Here is an 18935-nt window from a genome sequence, read left to right as displayed (position 1 = left end):
GGCGCGGTCCTGGCGGCTCTTCCGGCCTGGGCCGGACCCGAGCCGACAGCGACCGCATCGCCGGACACCCGTCCGGTGCTCGGCGCCGGGCATTCCGCCACCCTCGCTCCGGACCACCCCGTGCCAAGCGCGGACGTCGTTGCCCCCGACGACGTCTCCTCGTGGGCCGTGGCCCGCCCCCTCGGGTTTCGGCTCACGGCGCGGGGTGGCCCCGGAGCGAGCGTCCCGCCGAGCGCTTCTCTCGCGCCGAGCACGCGGCTCGCCTGGACGTCGTTCCGGCGCAAGCAGCCGCCCGTCGGCGACGGCGACGACCCCGCCTGTCCCTCCTGACCCGTTGGTGGCCGCCCCTGCGGGCGGCCCGGTCGGTACCAGACGCCACCTTCTCGATGCCCCTGGAGGGACAGTCCGATGATGCACGCAGTCATCCGCAACGGCGTCGACGCGCTCCACCTGATCGGCGCCGTCGACGGCTACACGCTCGAAGCCCTGAAAGAGCACACCAGCGCGCTGGCACGCGGTACGGGCACCGCGCGCTTGGAGATCGAGGTCACGCCCGAAGACGAGGTCGCGCTGGCGCGCCGCGCCGGCCGCTGGCTGCTCCGCCTCGCGGCACGCGGCGTCGCGGTCGAGATGCGCGAGCACCCGCCCAGCTGACGGCTCAGGCGAAGCAGCCGCCGTCCACCCGCACCTCGGCCCCCGTCATGTGGGCGCCGTCGTCCGACGCGAGCATCGCGACGACGCCCGCGACGTCGGCCGGGGTGCCGGAGCCCTTCGGCGCCATCACGCGCTTCACCAGCTTCCAGTCCGCGCCCTCGGGCGGCTGGAACTGCGCGAAGATCGGCGTCGCGATGTCGCAGGGCAGGACCGCGTTCGCGCGCAGGCCCTGCTTCACGTAGTCGATCGCGATCGACTTGGTGAGCGCCAGCACGCCGCCCTTCGAGGCCGCGTAGGCGCCGGCGTAGGGCTGGCCGTGGACGGCGGCCGTCGAGGCGACGTTGACGATGTTGCCGCGCGTCGCGAGGAGGTGCGGGATCGCGGCGCGGCAGGTGAAGAACGTGCCGGTGAGGTTCACGTCGATGATGCGCTGCCAGTCGGCGGTGCGCACCTCGTGCAGGCGGTCGGCGCGCAGGATGGCCGCGACGTTGACGAGCGCGTCGAGGCGACCGTGCCGGGCGAGGCACGCCGCCAACGCGGCCGCCACCGCGGCCTCGTCGCTGACGTCGCAGACGTGCGTGTCGGCAGCGAGCGTCCCGCCGAGCGCGGCGAGCCCGTCGGCCTGGACATCGAGGAGGAAGAGCGTGGCCGCCTCGGCCGCGAGCCGCTCGGCGACGGCACGGCCGATGCCCGAGGCGGCACCGGTGAGGAGGACGACGCGATCCTGGAAGCGATCCACGGGGCGGGACCATAGGGGAGCGGGCATCCGCCGCTCAAGCCCGCGCCGTGTCAGCGTCCTGACAGCGCCCGCGGTTGAGACCTCGACGCCGCCCTGGCGTCGTGGACGGGATGCGCCCGCTTCCCGCCACTGCCGTGCCGCCGCCCGTCGCCGCGCCTGCGGCGCCGGCCGAGCCGGCGACCGTCCCGACCGCCACCCGCCGCCGCACCATCGTCGCCGGCATCGCCGGCAACGTGATGGAGTGGTACGATTTCGCGGTCTACGGCTACTTTGCGCCGACGATCGGCGCGCACTTCTTTCCCGCCGACAGCCAGGTCGCCTCGCTGCTCTCCGCGTTCGGCGTCTTCGCCGCCGGCTTCCTCATGCGGCCGTTCGGCGGCATGGTCTTCGGGCACGTCGGCGACCGCTTCGGCCGCAAGACGGCGCTGCTCGTGTCCGTCGCCGCGATGGCGGTGCCGACGTTCCTCATCGGCGTGCTGCCCGACCATGCGCAGATCGGCATCGCCGCGTCGGTGCTGATGGTGGCGCTGCGGCTCGTGCAGGGGCTCGCCGTCGGCGGCGAGTACACCTCGTCGGTCGTCTATCTCGCGGAGGGCGCGCCGGCCGCGCGCCGCGGCTACATGGCGAGCTGGAGCGTGTTCGGGGCGGTCGCCGGCATCCTCCTCGGCTCCGCGGCGGGCGCGCTCGTGACCAGCCTGCTCTCGCCGGCGGCGATGCACGCGTGGGGCTGGCGCGTGCCGTTCCTGCTCGGCATCTCGGTCGGCTTCGCGGGCGTCGTCATCCGGCGCCACCTCACCGAGACGGCGCCGCCCGCCGTCGCCGGCTCGACGTCGCCCGTCGTCGAGGCGCTGCGCGCGCACTGGCCGGCGATGCTGCGCGTCGCGGGGTTCAACGTGCTGAACGGCGTCGCGTTCTACCTGCTCTTCGTCTACGGGGCGACGTGGCTCACCGAGGTCGTGCAGCTCGACGCCGGCCGCGCGCTCCAGATCAACACGATCAGCATGGTCGTCCTGCTCGTGCTGATTCCGCTCGCGGGCGCGCTCTCGGACCGCATCGGCCGCAAGCCGCCGCTGGTGGCGGCGTGCGCGCTGCTGTTCGTGCTGGCGTGGCCGCTCTTCTGGCTGATGCACCATCCCGATCCGCAGCTCGCGCTCGCGGGGCAGGTGGCGTTCGCGCTGCCGATCGCGCTCTTCCTCGGCGTCGGGCCGGTGGCGATGACGGAGCTGTTTCCGGCGCGCGTGCGCTGCAGCGCGGTGTCGATCGGCTACAACCTGGCGCTGGCGATCTTCGGCGGCACCACGCCGCTCGTCGCGACGTGGCTCATCCACGCCACCGGCGATCCGCTCGCCATCGCCTGGTACCTGATGGCGGCGGCCGCCGTATCGCTCGGCGTGATCCTCGGGCTGCGCGAGACGAAGGGGCTGGAGCTCGGCTGACGCCTCAGCTCGGCGCCATCCCGCGCAGCAGCATCTCCATCAGCTCGAACGGCGCGCCCGTCGGCAGGTTCATGAGCGGCAGCGCGACGCCGTGCCGGCGCCACTCGGCGAGGCGCTCCTTGCAGTGCTCCGGCGGGCCGCAGATGGCGATGGCGTCGATGAGCTCGTCGCTGACCGCGGCCGCGGCCTGCTGGCGCTCGCCCTTGTCGTAGAGGTCGCGCACGAAGTCGGCGTTCTCGCCGTAGCCGTAGCGCGTGAACATCTGGTGGTAGTAGACGCCCATGCCGCCGATGTAGAACGACACCGTCGGCTTGATCATCGCGCGCGCGGCGGCGACGTCGGGCAGCGGGATGATGGCCACGAACGGCGCGATCTCGACCGCCTTCGGATCGCGGCCCGCGGCGCGCGCGCCCTCGTCGAGGAGCGTGCGCCCGTCGCCGAGGTGCTGGTACGGCCAGAACGTCGGCACCCAGCCGTCGGCCTTCGCGCCGACCACCTCGCGGATCGCCTTCTCCTGGAGCGACGCGACGTAGATCGGGATCTCCTTTCGCAACGGCGTCATCTCGAGCTTGAAGTGGCGCGCGTCGAAGAGCGTGCTCAGCTCCGGCGACAGCCGGCCACCGCGCCAGAGCGTGCGGCAGATCTCGATGGTCTCCTTCAGGCGCGTGAGCGGCTTCGCGTACTTCTGGCCGTGGAAGTTCTCGATCACGACCTTGCCGCTGGTGCCGAGGCCGAGGATGGCGCGGCCCTCGGATATCTCGTCGAGCGTCGCGACGCTCATCGCGAGCAGCCCTGCCGAGCGGCTGAAGACGTTGGCGATGCCGGTCGCGAGCTTGATGCGCTTCGTCCCCAGCGCGATCTCGGTGAGCAGCTGGAACTGCTCGTAGGCCCACGCCTCCGGGATCCAGATCGAATCGTAGCCGAGGTCGTCGGCGAGCTGCGCGGCGCGCAGGATCTGCTTGCGGTCGTAGCTCTTCCAGAAGGGGACGATGCCGATGCGCTCCATGGCCGGGACCATGCCGCCCCGGGACCGACGAAATCAAGGTGTGCTCGCCCCGGAGGCGCGTGCTAGCGTCCCCGGTCGCCATGACGGACATCCCCCGCCGCGTCGACCTCGCGGGCTGCCTCAACTTCCGCGATCTCGGCGGCTATCCGACCGCCGACGGCCGCCGCGTCCGCTGGCGCCAGGTCTTCCGCAGCGACGGCCTGCATGCCCTCACCGCCGAGGACGTCGCCCGGCTGCGCGACGAGATCGCCCTCGGCGACGTGATCGACCTGCGCTCGACCCCGGAGCTGCAGAGCGAGGGCCGCGGCCCGCTCGAGAGCGAAGCCATGCGCTTCCACCATCTTCCGCTCTTCGACGGCGCCATGGCCGAGAGCCGCGAGGCCGCCGCGAGATACACGCTCGCCGACCGCTACGTGCTGATGGCCGAGTTCGCCCGCGGGCCGATCGCCCGCGTGATCGACACGCTCGCCGCCACCGATGCGCCCGCCGTCTTCCACTGCGCCGCCGGCAAGGACCGCACCGGCGTCATCTCGGCGCTCATCCTCGGCCTGCTCGGCGTCGACGACGAGGTGATCGTCGCCGACTACGTCGCCACCCGCGAGAGCCTCGACGGCATCGTCGACCGCCTGATGGCGCTCGAGGGCTACCGGCGCATGCTCGATCTGCTGCCGCCCGACACGATGCACGCCGATCCGGAGACGATGCTCGAGTTCCTCTCGCGGCTGCGCGCGTCGCACGGCTCGTTCGCCGGCTACGCGCGGGCGGCGGGGCTGTCGGGCGAGACGCTCGGTCGCCTGCGGGCGCGGCTCGTGGAGTGAGGCGGGCGACGCCTACGCCAGCACCGCGTCGCGGAGCGCCGGCAGCACCACCTCGACCGGCCCGTCGAGCTTCCAGTCCGCCACGGCGTCGTACGGCGTCTCGCTCGCCGTGAGGATCGCCGTCCTGGCGCCGCCGTCGCGCGCCGTCGGCAGCATGACGTTGATCGGGCCGACGACGAGCGACGTCCCCGCCGCGACGAAGAGGTCGCACGTGGCCGCCGCGCGCAGGGCGCGCTGGAGGTCGGTCTGGACGAGCGACTGGCCGAACGAGATCGTCGCCGGCTTCCACGCGCTGCCGCACGCGCACCGCGGCACGGCGACGCCCGCCTCCCACTGCCGCTGCGCGGTCGCCCGCGGCGCGCGGGCGCCGCAATCGAGGCACTCGACGGCGGAGTCGGTGCCGTGGATGTTCACGAGGCGGTCCGCCGGCATGCCGCTGCGCTCGTGGAGACCATCGACGTTCTGCGTGACGAGGAGCACGACGCGGTCGGCCGCCGCGAGCGCGGCCAGCGCCAGGTGCGCGGAGTTCGGCTGGGCGGCCTGGATGACCTCCCAGGTCTCGCCCTTGTAGCGCCAGTAACGCGCGCGGTCGTCCTCGCTGGCGACGAACTCCTGGATGGTGACCGGGCGGTAGCGGGCCCAGCGTCCGCCGGGCGAGCGGAAATCCGGGATGCCCGACGCCGTCGACATGCCGGCGCCGGTCAGCACGACGACGCGACCGGCGCTCCGCCAGGCCGCCGCGAGCGCGTCGAAACCCGGCACGCCTCAGCCCACCCGACGGCGGGCGCCGAGGGCGCGGAGCCGATCCTGGAGCATCATGCTGTTCGCGATCACGATCGCGCGTTCGGTCGACGACAGCCCGCGCCAGACTCGGCGCGTGGCGGTCGACGAGGGCCCCGAGCGCGGCGGCAGCTGGAGCGAGATGCGCGCGCCGGCACGGGCGGCGAGCATGCACTCGTCGAACGCGAGGCTGCGCGTCGGCGGCGGCTCGGCGGGGCGCTGGAAGATGCGCGCGTAGGGGTTGGCGCGCAGCGCGAAGCGCGACCAGACGCCGTTCCGCGCGACGAGCAGCCGCGCACCGACCTCGTGCTCCAGCATGCGGAGGAGCGCCTCGCGGTCCTGCGGCATGACGCTGGCGAGCACGAGGACCAGACGCGGGAAGAGGCGATCCTCGTGCATCTCCGCGACCATGCGGCGCGCCTCGGCCAGCGCCTCGCGCAGCCGCTCGAGGTCGGCGGCGGCGATCACGCGTCCGCCTCCTCCTCGGCCGCGAGCTCCAGGATCTCCTCGTGCACGGACAGCAGCGCCGCCGCTTCCTCGGGCGTCAGGAGATCGACGGCCTCGCCCATCGCCGCTTCCATCTCGCGCAGCAGCGGCTCGGGGAAGCTCGCCATCAGCGCCGTGGCCTGGATCGTCGACTGGGTCATCTCGTCGCGCGACACCACCGGCAGCGGCCGCTCGGCGTCGAACACGCGCACGTACAGGCTGGCGAGCGGGTTCGCCTCGCCCACGCGGCCGTCGCCCGCTTCGACGCTCAGCCGGCGCGCTTCGACCTCGCGCTCGAGGACGCCCAGCACCGCTTCGCGGTCCTGCACCGGGAGGCGGCGAAAGAACTGGAGAAGGCGCGGCAGATAGGTCTGGGCGGACATATCCGTCAGGACGCCGCTGGCGGCGTCGATCAGCGTCGCCAGCGTATCCAGAGGATTCACGGATCCGGGACCGCGACCCCTCATGGACACGCGGTCTCCAGCAGATCGAGCTTCGAGTCAAGACGACATCACGAACCGGCATCCCTACTCACGGCAGCATGGCGTACGCGGGCACGGTCAGGAACTCCGCGAAGGCCTCGCTCGTCACGAGACGATCGAGGAGCGCCGCCGCCTCGTCGATACGGTTGCCCGCGGGACGCGGCAGCTTCGCGACCTCCTCGTCGCGCAGGGCGCGATAGAGGTCGAGGTCGAGCACGCGGCCGTCGGCGAGGCGGGCACCGTACTTCCGCCACTGCCACAGCTGGCTGCGCGCGATCTCCGCGGTGGCGGCGTCCTCCATGAGGTCGTACAGCGCGACGGCGCCGCTGCCGCGCAGCCACGCCTCGACGTACTGGACGGCGACGGCGACGTCGTTGCGCACCCCCGCCTCGGTGATCGTCCCGCCCGGTACGCGCAGGTCGAGGAGCCGTGCGGCGTCGGGCACGACGTCGTCGCGCTGGCGATCCTTCTGGTGCGGCCGCGTGCCGAGCACACGGTCGAAGGCCTCCTGCGCGATGGGCACGAGATCGGGATGGGCCACCCACGTGCCGTCGAAGCCCGCCCCGGCCTCGCGCTCCTTGTCGGCCTTCACCGCGGCCATCGCCCGCGCGTTCACCTCGGCGTCGCGGCGGCTCGGGATGAACGCGGCCATGCCGCCGATCGCGTGCGCGCCGCGGCGGTGGCAGGTCGCGACCAGGAGATCGGTATAGGCGCGCATGAAGGGGACGGTCATGGTGACCTGCGCGCGGTCGGGGAACAGGCAGTCGGGCCGGTCGCGGAACTTCTTGATGGCGCTGAAGATGTAGTCCCAGCGGCCGGCGTTGAGCCCGGCCGCATGCTCGCCCAGCTCGTGGAGGATCTCCTCCATCTCGAAGGCGGCGAGAATCGTCTCGATGAGGACCGTCGCCCGCACCGTGCCGCGGGGGACGCCGAGCGTCTCCTGCGCGGCGACGAAGACGTCGTTCCAGAGCCGTGCCTCGAGATGGCTCTCCATCTTCGGCAGGTAGAGATACGGTCCGCTGCCGCGCCGCCGCTGCTCGGCCGCGTTGTGGAAGAGGAAGAGACCGGCATCGACCAGGCTCGCCGACACGGGCTCGCCGTCCCGCAGGAGGTGCTTCTCGACGAGGTGCCAGCCGCGCGGCCGCACGACCAGCGTCGCGGGCGTGGGGCCGAGCGTGTAACGCTTGCCCTCGGGACTGACGAAGTCGATCGTGCGGCGCAGCGCGTCCTGGACGTTCGCCTGGCCCGCGACACAGTTGCCCCAGGTCGGCGAGTTCGCGTCCTCGAAGTCGGCCATGAAGACGCGCGCGCCGGAGTTGAGCGCGTTGATGATCATCTTGCGATCGACCGGACCGGTGATCTCGACGCGCCGGTCGTCGAGGTCGGCCGGCGCCGGCGGCACCGTCCAGCTGCCGTCGCGGACGGCGCGCGTCTCGGCGAGGAAGTCGGGACGCTCGCCCGCGGCGAGGCGCGCCTGCCGCGCCTCGCGCTGCGCCAAGAGCTCGCGGCGGCGGGCCTCGAAGCGCACGCAGAGTCCCTCGACGAACGCGAGCGCGTCCGCGGTGAGGACGCGCGACGCCTCGGGCACCTCGGGCCCGCGCACGACCAGCGTCATCGTCCCACCCGCAGCGCCGCGAGGCCGGCTTCGGCGACGACGACGTCCTGGTCCTGGGTGCCCGAGCCGACGCCGATCGCGCCGATCACGTGGCCGTCGGCCACGATGGGCAGGCCGCCGCGGACGTTGATCAGCTGCCCGTCGGTGGCGACCGCGAGCTTCGCGCCGAGGTCCTCCGGCATGCCGCCGCTCGCGGCACGCGACGACGCGGCGGTGACCGCCTTGCGCGTCGCCGAGCGCTGGCTCAGCACCTTGGCGCCGTCCATGCGCACGAACGCGAGCAGGTTGCCGCCCGCGTCGACCACGGCGATGCACTGCGGGACGCCGATCTCGGTGGCCTTCGCGACCGCCGCCTCGAGGACGGCGAGGGCACCGGCGTGGGTCAGCTGCAGGGTGGACTGGACGTGGGCAGCCATGCCCAGAGGCTACGACGAAGGCGGCTCGAGTACCACCGCAAGCGCCGTGACGCCGACCGCGAGGCGGCGGTCGGCGGCGATCACGACTTCCCGCGGTACTCATCCCACATGACGCGCGCGGGCGTGCCGTCGAGGAGCGACGTGGGGCTCTGCTTGTCGATGTGGCCGATGAGGCCGTTGTAGATGCCGTAGCCGACCAGCTCGCGCAGCCGCGGCGCGAAGCCGCGCGCGATCTCGCGCGGGATGCCGAGCTGCTGGTTCTCCTGCTGGCGGATCCAGCCGGCGCAGTAGTTCATGGCGATGCCGGTGCGCCGCGCCTCCGTCCCGTTCGCCCCGCCGCCGTGCCAGAGGCTGCCGTGCCAGACGAGGACGCTGCCCTTCGGCATCTCCGCGGCGATGCTGTCGTAGCGCTCGCCGAAGCTCGGCGAGTGGTCCCACAGGTGCGAGCCGGGGATGATGCGGGTCGCGCCGTTCGCCGCGGTGAAGTCGGTGAGCGCCCACATCGTGTTGCAGACGGTGGGCACGTGCGGCTTCGGGATCGGCAGCAGCTGGTCGTCGGCGTGGATGGGCTGGGCGCGCTCGCCGGGCAGGATGCCGATCGACGACAGCGACGACACGAGGCAGCCGGGGTCGAGCACGCCCTCGACGATCGGCAGCACGGCGGGGTGCACCGGGATGCGCTCCCAGAGCGCGCCGTGGACGAGCAGGTTGTAGACCCGCAGCGTCTTCGCGCCCTCGAACGGATTGCGCGCCGGCCTGACGTCGCGCTCGCGCTCGATGCGGTGGAGGTCGGCCTCGAGGGCGTCGATCAGCTCCGGCTCGACGGCGCGTTCGAGGATCGTGTAGCCGTCGCGGGCGAGGCGGTGAAGGTGGGCGGAGACGTCCATCGCCGCCTTCTAGCCCAGGTCCGCCCGGCGGCGGTATCCCGCCCGCCAGGATCGCCCGTCGTCGATGGCGTCGCCGCCTGGCCGCCGCGCCGAGCGCAGGGCGTTGTCGGCGGGGACGCGACGGCACTATGGTCGCCGTGTGCCCGCTCTCGACGATCGCCCCTTCGACGCCGACAACCACTACTACGAGGCCCTCGACGCCTTCACGCGGCACCTCGATCCCCGCCTCGGGCCGCGCACGGTGCAGTGGGCGGAGATCGGCGGCCGCCGCTACCACGTGATCGCCGGCCGCGTGAGCCGTGCGGTCGTGAACCCGACGTTCGATCCGATCGCGAAGCCGGGCGCGATGCACGACTACTTCCGCGGCAACCCCGAGGCGCGCTCGCCGTTCGAGTTCCTGCGCGACCGCGAGCGCATCCGCCCGGAGTACCGCGACCGCGACGCCCGCCTGCGCGTGCTCGACGAGCACGGGCTCTCCGGCGTCTGGCTGTTCCCGACCCTCGGCGTCCTCTACGAGGAGCTGCTGAAGGACGACCCCGACGCCGTCGGCATCACCTTCCGCGCCTTCAACCGCTGGCTCGAGGAGGACTGGGGCTTCGCGTACCGCGATCGCATCTTCGCCGCGCCCTACCTGACGCTGGCCGATCCCGGCTGGGCGGTGGAAGAGCTCGAGTGGGCGCTCGCGCGCGGCGCGCACGTCGTCTGCATGCGCCCGGCCGCACCGGTGACGCGCAGCGGCCCGCGCTCGCCGGCGGACCCGATGTTCGACCCGTTCTGGGCCCGCGTGAACGAGGCCGGCGTCACCGTCGTCGCGCACGCCGGCGACAGCGGGCAGACGAGCCACGGCTACGCGCGCGACGGCTTCAGCTCCTCGTTCGAGGACTACCTCGGCCCCAACGTGAAGCTCTTCCACATCGAGCGCGCCATCCACGACTTCCTCGCCACCCTGATCTTCGAGCGCCTGTTCACGCGCTTCCCGAACCTCCGTCTGGCGTCGGTCGAGAACGGCTCCGACTTCCTCGGCGACCTCTTCCGCAAGCTGCGCGCGACGGCGCACAAGTACACCGGCTGGTTCGCCGAGGACCCGGTCGAGACGTTCCGCCGCCACGTCTGGGTGAACCCCTTCTGGGAGGACGACGTCGGCGAGGTCGTGACCCACATGGGGCCCGAGCGCGTCATCTTCGGCTCCGACTGGCCGCACATCGAGGGCATGCCGAAGCCCCTCGACTACGCGAAGGAGCTGGCGGCTTTCGATGCCGCGACGCAGCGACGCATCCTGGGCGAGAACGCCCGCACCCTCAACGCGCTGCGTCCCGGCTGAGCACCCGGCGAGCCGACCCAAACGGCCGTTTGCGCGCGCGGCCCGTTTCCGTGTTTGAGGGACGGCGTGACGATGAACCTCGCCGACATGTGGGAAGCCGTCGCCGCCGAGCTGCCGGACGCGTCCGCGCAGATCCACGGCGACCGGGTCAGCACGTACCGCGAATTCGAGGACCGCGCCGCCCGTCTCGCCGCCGCCTTCGCCGCGCACGGCGCCGGCGTGGGTACCAAGGTGGGCATGTACCTCTACAACGCCCCCGAGTACCTCGAGACGACCTTCGCGGCGCTGAAGCTCCGCGCCGTCCCGGTCAACGTCAACTTCCGCTACCTCGCCGACGAGCTGCACTATCTGCTCGACAACGCCGACGCGGAGATCCTCGTCTACCACGGCGCGCTCGCCGAGCGCGTGCAGGCGGTGCGGGATCGACTGCCGCGCCTCCGGCTGCTGGTCCAGGTCGAAACCGCCGACGCCGACCGCCTGCCGCTGCCGCCGGGCGCGGTGCGCTACGAGGATCTGATCGCGGCACACGCGCCGGCGCCGCGCATGCCGCGCGACCCGCACGATCACATCTTCCTCTACACCGGCGGCACCACCGGCCTGCCGAAGGGCGTGATGTGGACGCACGCGGACCTCTTCAAGCAGTTCTCCGCCGGCTACATGGCGCTCGGCGGCGACGTGCCGACGACCGTCGAGGGCGTCGGCGCGGCGGCGAAGACGATGCGCGACATGGGCGTTTCCGGCCCGCAGATCGCCGGCCCGCCGCTCATGCACGGCATGGCGTGGTTCACGGCCATGAGCCGCCTCATGACCGGCGGCACCGTGGTGACGCTGACCGACCGCTCCTTCGATGCGCACGAGCTGTGGCGCGCCGTGCAGGAGCATCGCGTGAACATGTGCGTGATCGTCGGCGACGCCTTCGCGCGCCCGATGATCCGCGCGCTCGAGGAGGCGGAGGCGCAGGGCAGGCCCTACGACGTCTCGTCGCTCATGGTCCTCGTGTCGGGCGGCGTCATGTGGACGCCGCAGAACAAGACGCCGTTCCTCGACCGCGGCATCGGCATGCTGATGGACGGGCTCGGCTCCAGCGAGGCGACCGGCATCGGCATGATGATCTCGACCGCCGGCGACGATCCCGCGCTCGGCCGCTTCATGCCCAACCCCGGTACCCGCGTCCTCACCGAGGACGGTCGCGACGTGCAGGCCGGCTCGGGCGAGATCGGGCTGCTCGCCGTCACCGGGGCGCTGCCGCAGGGCTACTACAAGGACCCGGCCAAGTCGGCGAACACCTGGAAGACGATCGACGGCGTGCGCTACTCGTTCCCCGGCGACTGGGCGCGCATCGAGGCGGACGGCAGCATCACGCTGCTCGGCCGCGGCTCGGTGTGCATCAACACCGGCGGCGAGAAGGTCTTCCCCGAGGAGGTCGAGGAGGCGCTGAAGCTGCACCCCGACGTCGAGGACTGCATCGTCGTCGGCGTGCCGGACGAGCGCTGGGGGGAGGCCATCGCCGCGGTGGTGCAGCCGCGCGGCGGCGCCGCCCCGGACCCCGCGGCGCTGGTCGCCTTCACGCGCGAGCGCCTGGCGGCGTACAAGTCGCCCAAGCACGTCGTCACCGTCGCCAAGCTCGTGCGCAGCCCGGCGGGCAAGGCGGACTATCGCTGGGCGCGCGACACCGCGAAGGCCGCGCTCGGCGCCTGACGCGTCCCCACCGGGCGCCGCTCACCACCCGCGAGGGGCGGCGCCCGTCCAGGCGAGCGCGAGCAGCGAGTCGCCGCGCGCGGGATCGACGGCGGCGAACAGCGCCTGCGCGTCCGGCGTCACCGGCGTGGCGCGCCGCGGCGCTCCGATCGGCCGGCCGCGGCCGCGACACACGAAGGTCGCGGGATCGAAGCGCTCGGCGCCGTGCACGGTGGCGAGCGCCCGGCCGACGTCGCGATGCCACGCCGACGGCACGCGTCCGACCTGCGGCACCGCACCCGGCAGCCGCGGCAGATCGCCCAGCGCCGTCGGATGGGCGACCCGTCCGCACACGAGCGCGGACACGGGCGACGGCTCGTCGCCCGCGACGACGCGCGTGCCGAGCGCGCGCACGAGCCCGCGCCGGCGGTGGGCCTCGGCGACGCACGCCAGGCCGACGAGCTGCACCTCCTGTGCCGGCAGGCGCGGCAGATCGAGGCGGCGCCGCTCGCCGAGCGCGAAGCCGACGAGCACTCTGCCCTCGAACGCCAGGGCGACGCGCCCGAGCCGCCGGAGCAGCGCGCGCGGATGATCGGGATCCGCGTCGTGGTGGGTCGCGGCGAAGAGCGCGACCATGGTGTCCTCGAGCCCGCTCGTCACCCGTCGCGACGACACGACGTGCACGACGGGCTCGTCGGCGCGACGTCCCGACACGGGTTGCCGACTAGCAAGATTGGTCCGGTGACTGCAAGCGGCGCCGTATCCGCCGACGGCACGCTCAGACCGCATGACGCTGCACCAACGCCAGCACGTCCGCCCATCGGCCGACGAAGCAGCTCCCGCACGCCAGATGGTGCGTCGCGAGCACCGCGTCGGCGGCCGCCGGCTCGACCGTGCGGGGGTCGCATGCCCGCCCATCGGGGGAGACGAGTCGCGGCCGTTCCTGCCAGGGCCGAACGCGACCGATCCGTTCGTCGCACACGGCACAACGCCGCGACTCCCACCAGCGCCGATCCGGCGCGCGCTGCCCTCGTTCCATCTGCTGCTCCACTCGCTCGTCGGGGTGCGGGCGACGCCCGCACACGTGGGTGGGCGAGACGGGCGACGCTAGTGGCCGGCGTCGGCGACGACGTGGGCGCGACCCGGACGGAGACGCTGCCGCACGCCGGTGCAATCCCTCGCCTGGCAACGCCAGCGGGCGACCAGGCGCGGCGCCCGCGCGGCCGGGACCGCGCGAACGATCGGCCGGCCCGGCTCCCCCGGGAGGGGTGCGAGGTCCGCCAGTCGGGAGCCGAGCGCGACCCCGGAAGCCGCGAGGCCGACCCGCCCGACGTGCGCGCCGGGGTGGTCCCCCGACGTGAGCCGCGCGAGCACCAGCCCGGGCGCCAGCCCCAGGAGGAGCGCGATCAGCAGGCCGAGAAGCGCACGCACCACGTCGCCTGGTGCCCTACTCCTGCCCGTGTACCCCGGCAACGGTCCGGGCGCCCGCGGGCCGCGATCCGGCTTCTGCCGACCGCCTGCTTGCACTCTGCGCGCCGGCATAGATGGTGGTAGGGTCGTGACTACTCGCCTGCTGTTCATTCTGAGCTCCGAGCGGTCCGGGTCGACCCTGACCCGGGTGATCCTGGGCGCCAACGGGCGCGTGGTCGCGCCCGCGGAGATGTTCCTCATGCGCTACCCCGACTTCCACAGCTTCCTCGAGCTCAAGTCGGTGGCGATGGAGAGCCTGGTCGAGTTCTTCGACCTGGTCGGCCAGCCGAAGAGCGCCGCCGAGATCACCGCCCACTGCCGCGATCTCGACATGCTCGAGGTCTACCGCTGGCTGCTCTCGTTCCTCGGTCCCGAGCAGATCCTGCTCGACAAGACCCCCGCCTACGCGAACGACGGCGAGACCCTGCGCCGCTCGCGGCCGCTCGATCCGTTCTACATCTGGCTCGTGCGCCATCCGCTCGCCGTGATCGAGTCGCACGTACGCCTGAAGCACCGCGAGCACCACGACGGCTCGCCGCGCGGCTGGGCCCGCTGGGCGCGCGACAGCGTCGTCGAGGGCTTCGACCAGTATCTCGCGGGGGGCCTCTCGCCGCTCGCCCGCCAGCGCGAGATCAAGTGGGTGCTCCAGCAGACGATCATCCGCGAGTTCCTCGCCTGGGTCCCCGAGGATCGGCAGTGCCGCATCCGCTTCGAGGACCTCGTGACCGATCCGGAGCGGCAGGTGGAGCGGCTGTGCGCGGCGATCGGCGTGCCGCTCGAGCCCGCCATGCTCGAGGCGTGCGGGGCCCGCAAGGTGATGAACGTCCACCTCGGCGACCCGAACTTCCACAAGCACGACCGCATCGACCCGGCCATGGCGAACGGCTGGCGCGAGCTCTTCTCCGAGGACCAGCTCACGCTCGAGACGCGGCGCCTCATGGACGCGATCGACGTGGCCCGCTGAGCACGGGAGGGGGGGCGGCGTGAGCGCGCAACGACACGCGGAGAAGACGTACTCGGACGGGCACCCGCTCGATGCGGTGCACTACCGTGAGTTCAAGATCCTCCTGAAGCCGGACCACTTCACCGAGGCGCACCACTTCAAGCAGTTCGGCAAGCTGCTGCGGCACGCGGCCGAGGAGCTCGAGGTCGCGCTCTTCACCGATCAGGTGGAGTCGACCGAGAACCAGGTGCGCGAGGTCGTCTTCTACGACACGCACGATTTCGACCTCTACAACCAGCACTTCATCCTGCGCCGCCGCACCCGCTTCGAGGACGGCTTCCCCATCGCCACGCCCGAGCTGGCGCTCAAGTTCCGCCATCCCGACGTCGACGTCGCCGCGGCGGTCGACGTGCGGCCGCACGGCGCGGGCGAGGCGCGGATCAAGTTCAAGGAGGAGCTGCTGCCGCTCACCGACCGCCTCGGCGGCATGCGCTGTCTCTACTCCCACAACGCCGTCCTCGAGCTGCCGCACGACGACGTCGACGCCGCGGTGAAGCACCCGACGACCACGTTTCCGTGCCTGCACGGCGTGCAGCTCTGCGAGCGCACGCTGGCGCTCGTGAACGACGTCGCCGTCGAGGAGGTGCTGCACGACCTCGGCGAGCTGCACTTCGGCCACGGCATCGCGGCGAAGGCCAACGTCGCGGTCTGGCGGCGCCGGGCCGACGAGAAGCCGCTGGTCGGCGAGTTCGCCTTCCAGTGCAAGTTCGCGCGCGGCGACGAGCTGCACTCCAAGGCGAGCCGGCGGGCCGAGAAGTTCTTCGTCGCCCTCCAGCACGGCGTCCGCGACTGGGTCCAGCTCGGGACCACGAAGACGCGCATCGTCTACGCGATGGGCGCCGGCGGCGTGCGCAACCGTGAGTGACGGTTCGGCGGCGCCGGCGCCGCCGCCGTCGCTCGCCGAGATCTTCTCGGCCTTCCTCGTGATGGGCGCCACCAGCTTCGGCGGCGGCGTGGTGGCCTATCTGCGGCAGGGGCTCGTCGTCCAGCGCCGCTGGCTCGACGACGACGCCTTCATGTGCGCGCTGGAGATCAGCCAGACGCTGCCCGGGCTGAACGCCACCAACATGAGCATCCTCGTCGGCAGCCGGCTGCGCGGTGTGCCCGGCGCCGTCGCGGCCTTCCTCGGCATGTGTCTCCCCGGCAGCGCGCTGCTGTTCGTCCTGGGAGCGCTCTACGGCGCACACGGCGCGAAGCCGGCGGTCACCGCGGCGCTCGCCGGCGTCGCCGCCGCGGCGACGGGGCTCCTCCTCGCCACGACCTATCAGCTCGGCCGCAAGGAGATGAGCGGCGTCGCCGACGTCGCCTTCGTGGCGGCGACTACGGCGGCGGTCAGCGTCTTCCACGTCGCCCTGCCGATCGTGCTCTTCACGCTCGGCCCGCTCGCGATCTGGTGGTACCGGCCCCGGCGCGACGCATGAGCACGCTGCTCCAGATCGCCGGCGCGTTCGGCGTCCTCTCGCTGCTGGCCGTCGGCGGCGGCGCCGCCGTGCTGCCCGAGATGAAGGCTTCGGTGGTCGCGGCGCACCACTGGCTCACCGCCGACCAGTTCGTCGAGATATACAGCCTCGGCCAGCTCGCGCCGGGGCCGAACATGCTCATGGTGCAGGTGATCGGCGAGCGCATCGCCGGAGTCCCCGGCGCGTTGGTGGCGCTGCTCGGGTTCTTTCTGCCGGCGAGCGTCCTCACTTACGCCACCGGGCGGCTCTGGGACCGGCTCGAGGGCTGGCCGTGGCGCGAGTCGATCCAACGCGGTCTCGCGCCGATCTCGATCGGGCTCATGCTCGCCGGCACCATCACGATCGGGCGCATCGCCGTGAACGACCCGCGCACGATCGCCATGGCCGGCGCCGTCACCGTGCTGCTGCTGTGGCGCAAGCCGAACCCCGCCTGGCTGATCCTCGGCTGCGGCGTTCTCGGCTGGGCCCTGCTGCGCGGCTGAGCGCGACGCCCGCCGGGTCAGGGCACGGGCGGGGGCGGCGCGCTCGCCGTCGCGTCGACGTACTGCGGCGCCGTCGCGACCGGCGGCTCCTCGGCCTCCGGCTCCGGCTTCGGGATGCGGACGCGCGCGAACTCGGTGGGCTCCGTGCCCTGCACGAAGGGCTCGAGGCGCGCGGGCGTCCCCGCGGTCGCGCGCAGGCCCGACCAGGGCTCGACGTTCACGAAGAGCACGTCCTGCGGGACGGTGAAGTCGCCGATGGGGACGTCGGCCAGCGCGCGGGCCATGAAGTCGGTCCAGATGGGCGTGGCCGCCCGGCCGCCGGTCTCGCGCGCCCCCATCGGGCGGGCGTCGTCGTAGCCCACCCACACGCCGGCGAGCAGCTCGGCCGTGTAGCCGATGAACCAGGCGTCCTTGGCGTCGTTCGTCGTCCCGGTCTTGCCCGCGGCCGGCCGCCCGAGCGACGCCGCTTCGCGCCCCGAGCCGCGCGTGACGACGCTCTCGAGGAGGCTCGTCATCACGTAGGCCGGGGCCGGGTCCATGACCTTCGTACGGCGCTCGCCGAGCGTGCCGGGGAACGGCACGCGCTCGCCGGCCGCGTTGCGCACCTCGGTCACGAACACGGGCTCGACGCGCTCGCCGAGGTTCGGAAAGACGCTGTAGGCGGCGACGAGGTCGAGCAGGGTCACCTCGTGCGTACCGAGCGCGATCGACAGGTTCTTCGGCAGCGGACCGGGGATGCCGAACTTCACGAAGGTGGCGAGCGCATCGTCGAGGCCGATGCCGTCGAGGAGCCGCACGCTCACCGTGTTGAGGGAGCGGGCCAGCGCCTCGCGCAGGCTCACGCGCCCGTAGTAGCGGCCGCCGTAGTTCTGCGGGCTCCATGCGCCGCGCCCGCGCCCGAAGGTGATCGGCCCGTCGAGGACGCGCGAGGTCGCCGTGAAGCCGTGCTCGAGCGCCGCGGCGTAGACGAGCGGCTTGAACGCCGACCCGGGTTGCCGGCGCGCCTGCGTCGCGCGGTTCCACTGGCTGCGGGCCGGATCCCAGCCGCCGACGAGCGCCGTCACCTCGCCCGTCCCGGGCACCATGGCGACGAGCGCGCCCTCGATCGTCGGCTCGGCGGCGCGTGGGCGGCCGCGCCGGTGCGGCTGGCGCCGGTCGACCACCACCAGCCCGTCGCGCAGCGCCGCCTCGGCCTTGGCCTGCATGCCGAGGTCGAGCGCCGTCCATACCGTGAGCCCGAGCTGGCGGGCGGCGTTGCCGTAGTGCTCCTCGAGGACGCGGCGCACGTGCTCGACGTACCAGGGCGCGGCGAGCACCGCGGGCGGCGTGCGGCGCGGAGCCAGCACCGTCGGCTGCTCGCGCGCCGCGAGCCACTCGACCGTCGAGAGGAAACCCGCGCGGTGCATGCGCGCGAGCACCCACTCCTGGCGCGCACGGGCCCGCTTCGGGCGACGGTCGGGGTCGTAGTGCGTCGGCGCGCGCGGCAGCGACGCGAGCAGCGCCGCCTCCGCCGCGGTCAGATCGGCGACGTCCTTCGCGAAGAACGCCTCGGCGGCGGCCTGGACGCCGTAGGCGCCGCGGCCGAAGTAGATCTGGTTCAGGTAGAGGGCGAGGATCTCGTCCTTCCCGAGCACGTGCTCGAGGTGCAAGGCGAGGACGAGCTCCTTCGTCTTGCGCGTCCAGCTGCGCTCGGGGCCGAGGAGCAGCGCCTTCACGATCTGCTGCGTGATCGTGCTGCCGCCCTGCGCGACGCCACCGCGCTGGAGGTTCACCCACGCCGCGCGCGCGACGCCGCGCACGTCGATGCCCCAGTGGCCGTAGAAGCCGACGTCCTCGGCGGCGAGGAACGCCTGCCGCACGTGCAACGGCACCCGCGCGAGCGGCACGGGGAGACGCCGCTCCTCCCACAGCTCGCCGACGAGCGTGCCGTCGGCCGCCAGGATGCGGGTCACGCCGGGCGGGTGGTACTCGCGCAGCTGCTCGACCTCGGGCAACGCCTGGAGGGTCGGGGACAGGAGGGCGCCGGCAGCCGCGAGACCGCCGATCGTGCACGCTGCGACCACCCACGTCCCGGCGATTCGCAGCGCACTCCTCTGCCCCAGCCGCGCCACCGTGGAGGATCCTTCGGGAGCGGTACGGGGTCGGCCGCCTCTTGGCAAGACGTTTGTTCGACGTCTGCCGGCGGGCGGCGGGCGCCCCGATG

The 18935-nt window shown here is 72.9% G+C and carries 20 protein-coding genes; 9 read left to right on the top strand and 11 right to left on the bottom strand.

All coding sequences use genetic code 11. From position 1 onward, the window contains the following. Positions 1-408 precede the first annotated feature (408 nt). Entirely contained in the window at positions 409-654 is a 246-nt protein-coding gene (locus KIT14_05115) for a hypothetical protein (protein MCW5889914.1), read from the top strand. A gap of 4 nt (positions 655-658) precedes the next feature. Here KIT14_05115 and KIT14_05110 read toward each other — a convergent pair whose 3' ends face one another. After that, a complete protein-coding gene (locus KIT14_05110) occupies positions 659-1393 on the bottom strand; it encodes an SDR family oxidoreductase (GenBank protein ID MCW5889913.1) in 735 nt (244 codons plus the stop codon). Positions 1394-1503: 110 nt separating this feature from the next. Between KIT14_05110 and KIT14_05105 the strand changes: the two genes are divergently transcribed. Beyond that, entirely contained in the window at positions 1504-2829 is a 1326-nt protein-coding gene (locus KIT14_05105) for an MFS transporter (protein MCW5889912.1), read from the top strand. A gap of 4 nt (positions 2830-2833) precedes the next feature. On the opposite strand, the gene KIT14_05100 is transcribed toward KIT14_05105, so the two are convergent. Further along, positions 2834-3835 (bottom strand): LLM class flavin-dependent oxidoreductase, encoded by a 1002-nt coding sequence (locus tag KIT14_05100; GenBank protein ID MCW5889911.1) that lies wholly within the window; start codon positions 3833-3835, stop codon positions 2834-2836. Positions 3836-3915: 80 nt separating this feature from the next. Here KIT14_05100 and KIT14_05095 point away from each other — a divergent pair, with 80 nt between their 5' ends. Then, positions 3916-4653, top strand: a complete 738-nt coding sequence (locus tag KIT14_05095) for a tyrosine-protein phosphatase (protein ID MCW5889910.1) — start codon at positions 3916-3918, stop codon at positions 4651-4653. Between the two features lie 12 nt (positions 4654-4665). Here KIT14_05095 and KIT14_05090 read toward each other — a convergent pair whose 3' ends face one another. The 6 genes from KIT14_05090 to KIT14_05065 form a co-directional block, all read right to left on the bottom strand. Next, positions 4666-5415, bottom strand: a complete 750-nt coding sequence (locus KIT14_05090; GenBank protein ID MCW5889909.1) for a hypothetical protein — start codon at positions 5413-5415, stop codon at positions 4666-4668. A 3-nt stretch (positions 5416-5418) separates the two neighbouring features. Further along, complete coding sequence (locus KIT14_05085; GenBank protein ID MCW5889908.1) at positions 5419-5901, bottom strand: hypothetical protein; 483 nt, start codon at positions 5899-5901, stop codon at positions 5419-5421. Continuing rightward, on the bottom strand, positions 5898-6362 hold the full coding sequence (locus KIT14_05080) for a hypothetical protein (protein ID MCW5889907.1): 465 nt from the start codon (positions 6360-6362) through the stop codon (positions 5898-5900). Before KIT14_05080 ends, KIT14_05085 begins: the two co-directional genes overlap by 4 nt. An 88-nt stretch (positions 6363-6450) precedes the next feature. Further along, positions 6451-8016, bottom strand: coding sequence for a malate synthase A (gene aceB / locus KIT14_05075; GenBank protein ID MCW5889906.1), 1566 nt, complete (start codon positions 8014-8016; stop codon positions 6451-6453). Then, positions 8013-8432, bottom strand: a complete 420-nt coding sequence (locus KIT14_05070; protein ID MCW5889905.1) for a heme-binding protein — start codon at positions 8430-8432, stop codon at positions 8013-8015. Before KIT14_05070 ends, aceB begins: the two co-directional genes overlap by 4 nt. An 80-nt stretch (positions 8433-8512) precedes the next feature. Next, on the bottom strand, positions 8513-9319 hold the full coding sequence (locus tag KIT14_05065) for a phytanoyl-CoA dioxygenase family protein (GenBank protein ID MCW5889904.1): 807 nt from the start codon (positions 9317-9319) through the stop codon (positions 8513-8515). Positions 9320-9383: 64 nt separating this feature from the next. Between KIT14_05065 and KIT14_05060 the strand changes: the two genes are divergently transcribed. Together KIT14_05060 and KIT14_05055 are read left to right on the top strand one after the other, a co-directional pair. Beyond that, positions 9384-10640, top strand: a complete 1257-nt coding sequence (locus KIT14_05060; protein ID MCW5889903.1) for an amidohydrolase family protein — start codon at positions 9384-9386, stop codon at positions 10638-10640. Between the two features lie 72 nt (positions 10641-10712). Continuing rightward, a complete protein-coding gene (locus KIT14_05055; protein ID MCW5889902.1) occupies positions 10713-12338 on the top strand; it encodes an AMP-binding protein in 1626 nt (541 codons plus the stop codon). A gap of 21 nt (positions 12339-12359) precedes the next feature. On the opposite strand, the gene KIT14_05050 is transcribed toward KIT14_05055, so the two are convergent. Together KIT14_05050 and KIT14_05045 are read right to left on the bottom strand one after the other, a co-directional pair. Next, positions 12360-13031 (bottom strand): hypothetical protein, encoded by a 672-nt coding sequence (locus KIT14_05050; protein ID MCW5889901.1) that lies wholly within the window; start codon positions 13029-13031, stop codon positions 12360-12362. Between the two features lie 393 nt (positions 13032-13424). Beyond that, the gene (locus KIT14_05045; protein ID MCW5889900.1) at positions 13425-13751 is read right to left on the bottom strand and encodes a hypothetical protein; all 327 of its coding nucleotides are present in this window, start codon (positions 13749-13751) and stop codon (positions 13425-13427) included. 124 nt (positions 13752-13875) lie between these two features. Between KIT14_05045 and KIT14_05040 the strand changes: the two genes are divergently transcribed. The 4 genes from KIT14_05040 to KIT14_05025 all read left to right on the top strand — a co-directional run bounded on the left by KIT14_05040 (position 13876) and on the right by KIT14_05025 (position 16732). Continuing rightward, positions 13876-14751: a sulfotransferase gene (locus tag KIT14_05040; GenBank protein ID MCW5889899.1), complete on the top strand. Its 876-nt coding sequence runs from the start codon at positions 13876-13878 to the stop codon at positions 14749-14751. A gap of 19 nt (positions 14752-14770) precedes the next feature. Then, positions 14771-15655, top strand: a complete 885-nt coding sequence (locus KIT14_05035; protein MCW5889898.1) for a hypothetical protein — start codon at positions 14771-14773, stop codon at positions 15653-15655. A 61-nt stretch (positions 15656-15716) separates the two neighbouring features. After that, the gene (locus KIT14_05030) at positions 15717-16211 is read left to right on the top strand and encodes a chromate transporter (GenBank protein ID MCW5889897.1); all 495 of its coding nucleotides are present in this window, start codon (positions 15717-15719) and stop codon (positions 16209-16211) included. Further along, positions 16208-16732: a chromate transporter gene (locus tag KIT14_05025; GenBank protein ID MCW5889896.1), complete on the top strand. Its 525-nt coding sequence runs from the start codon at positions 16208-16210 to the stop codon at positions 16730-16732. Before KIT14_05030 ends, KIT14_05025 begins: the two co-directional genes overlap by 4 nt. 17 nt (positions 16733-16749) lie before the next feature. Here the strand turns inward: KIT14_05025 and KIT14_05020 are convergent, their stop codons facing one another. Next, entirely contained in the window at positions 16750-18843 is a 2094-nt protein-coding gene (locus KIT14_05020) for a PBP1A family penicillin-binding protein (GenBank protein MCW5889895.1), read from the bottom strand. Positions 18844-18935 lie beyond the last annotated feature (92 nt).

The sequence above is a fragment of the bacterium genome (assembly GCA_026129405.1).
Classification (GTDB): domain Bacteria; phylum Desulfobacterota; class Binatia; order DP-6; family DP-6; genus JAHCID01.
Note: the sequence above shows the minus strand (reverse complement) of the source record. Positions and strands in the feature narration are given on the sequence as shown.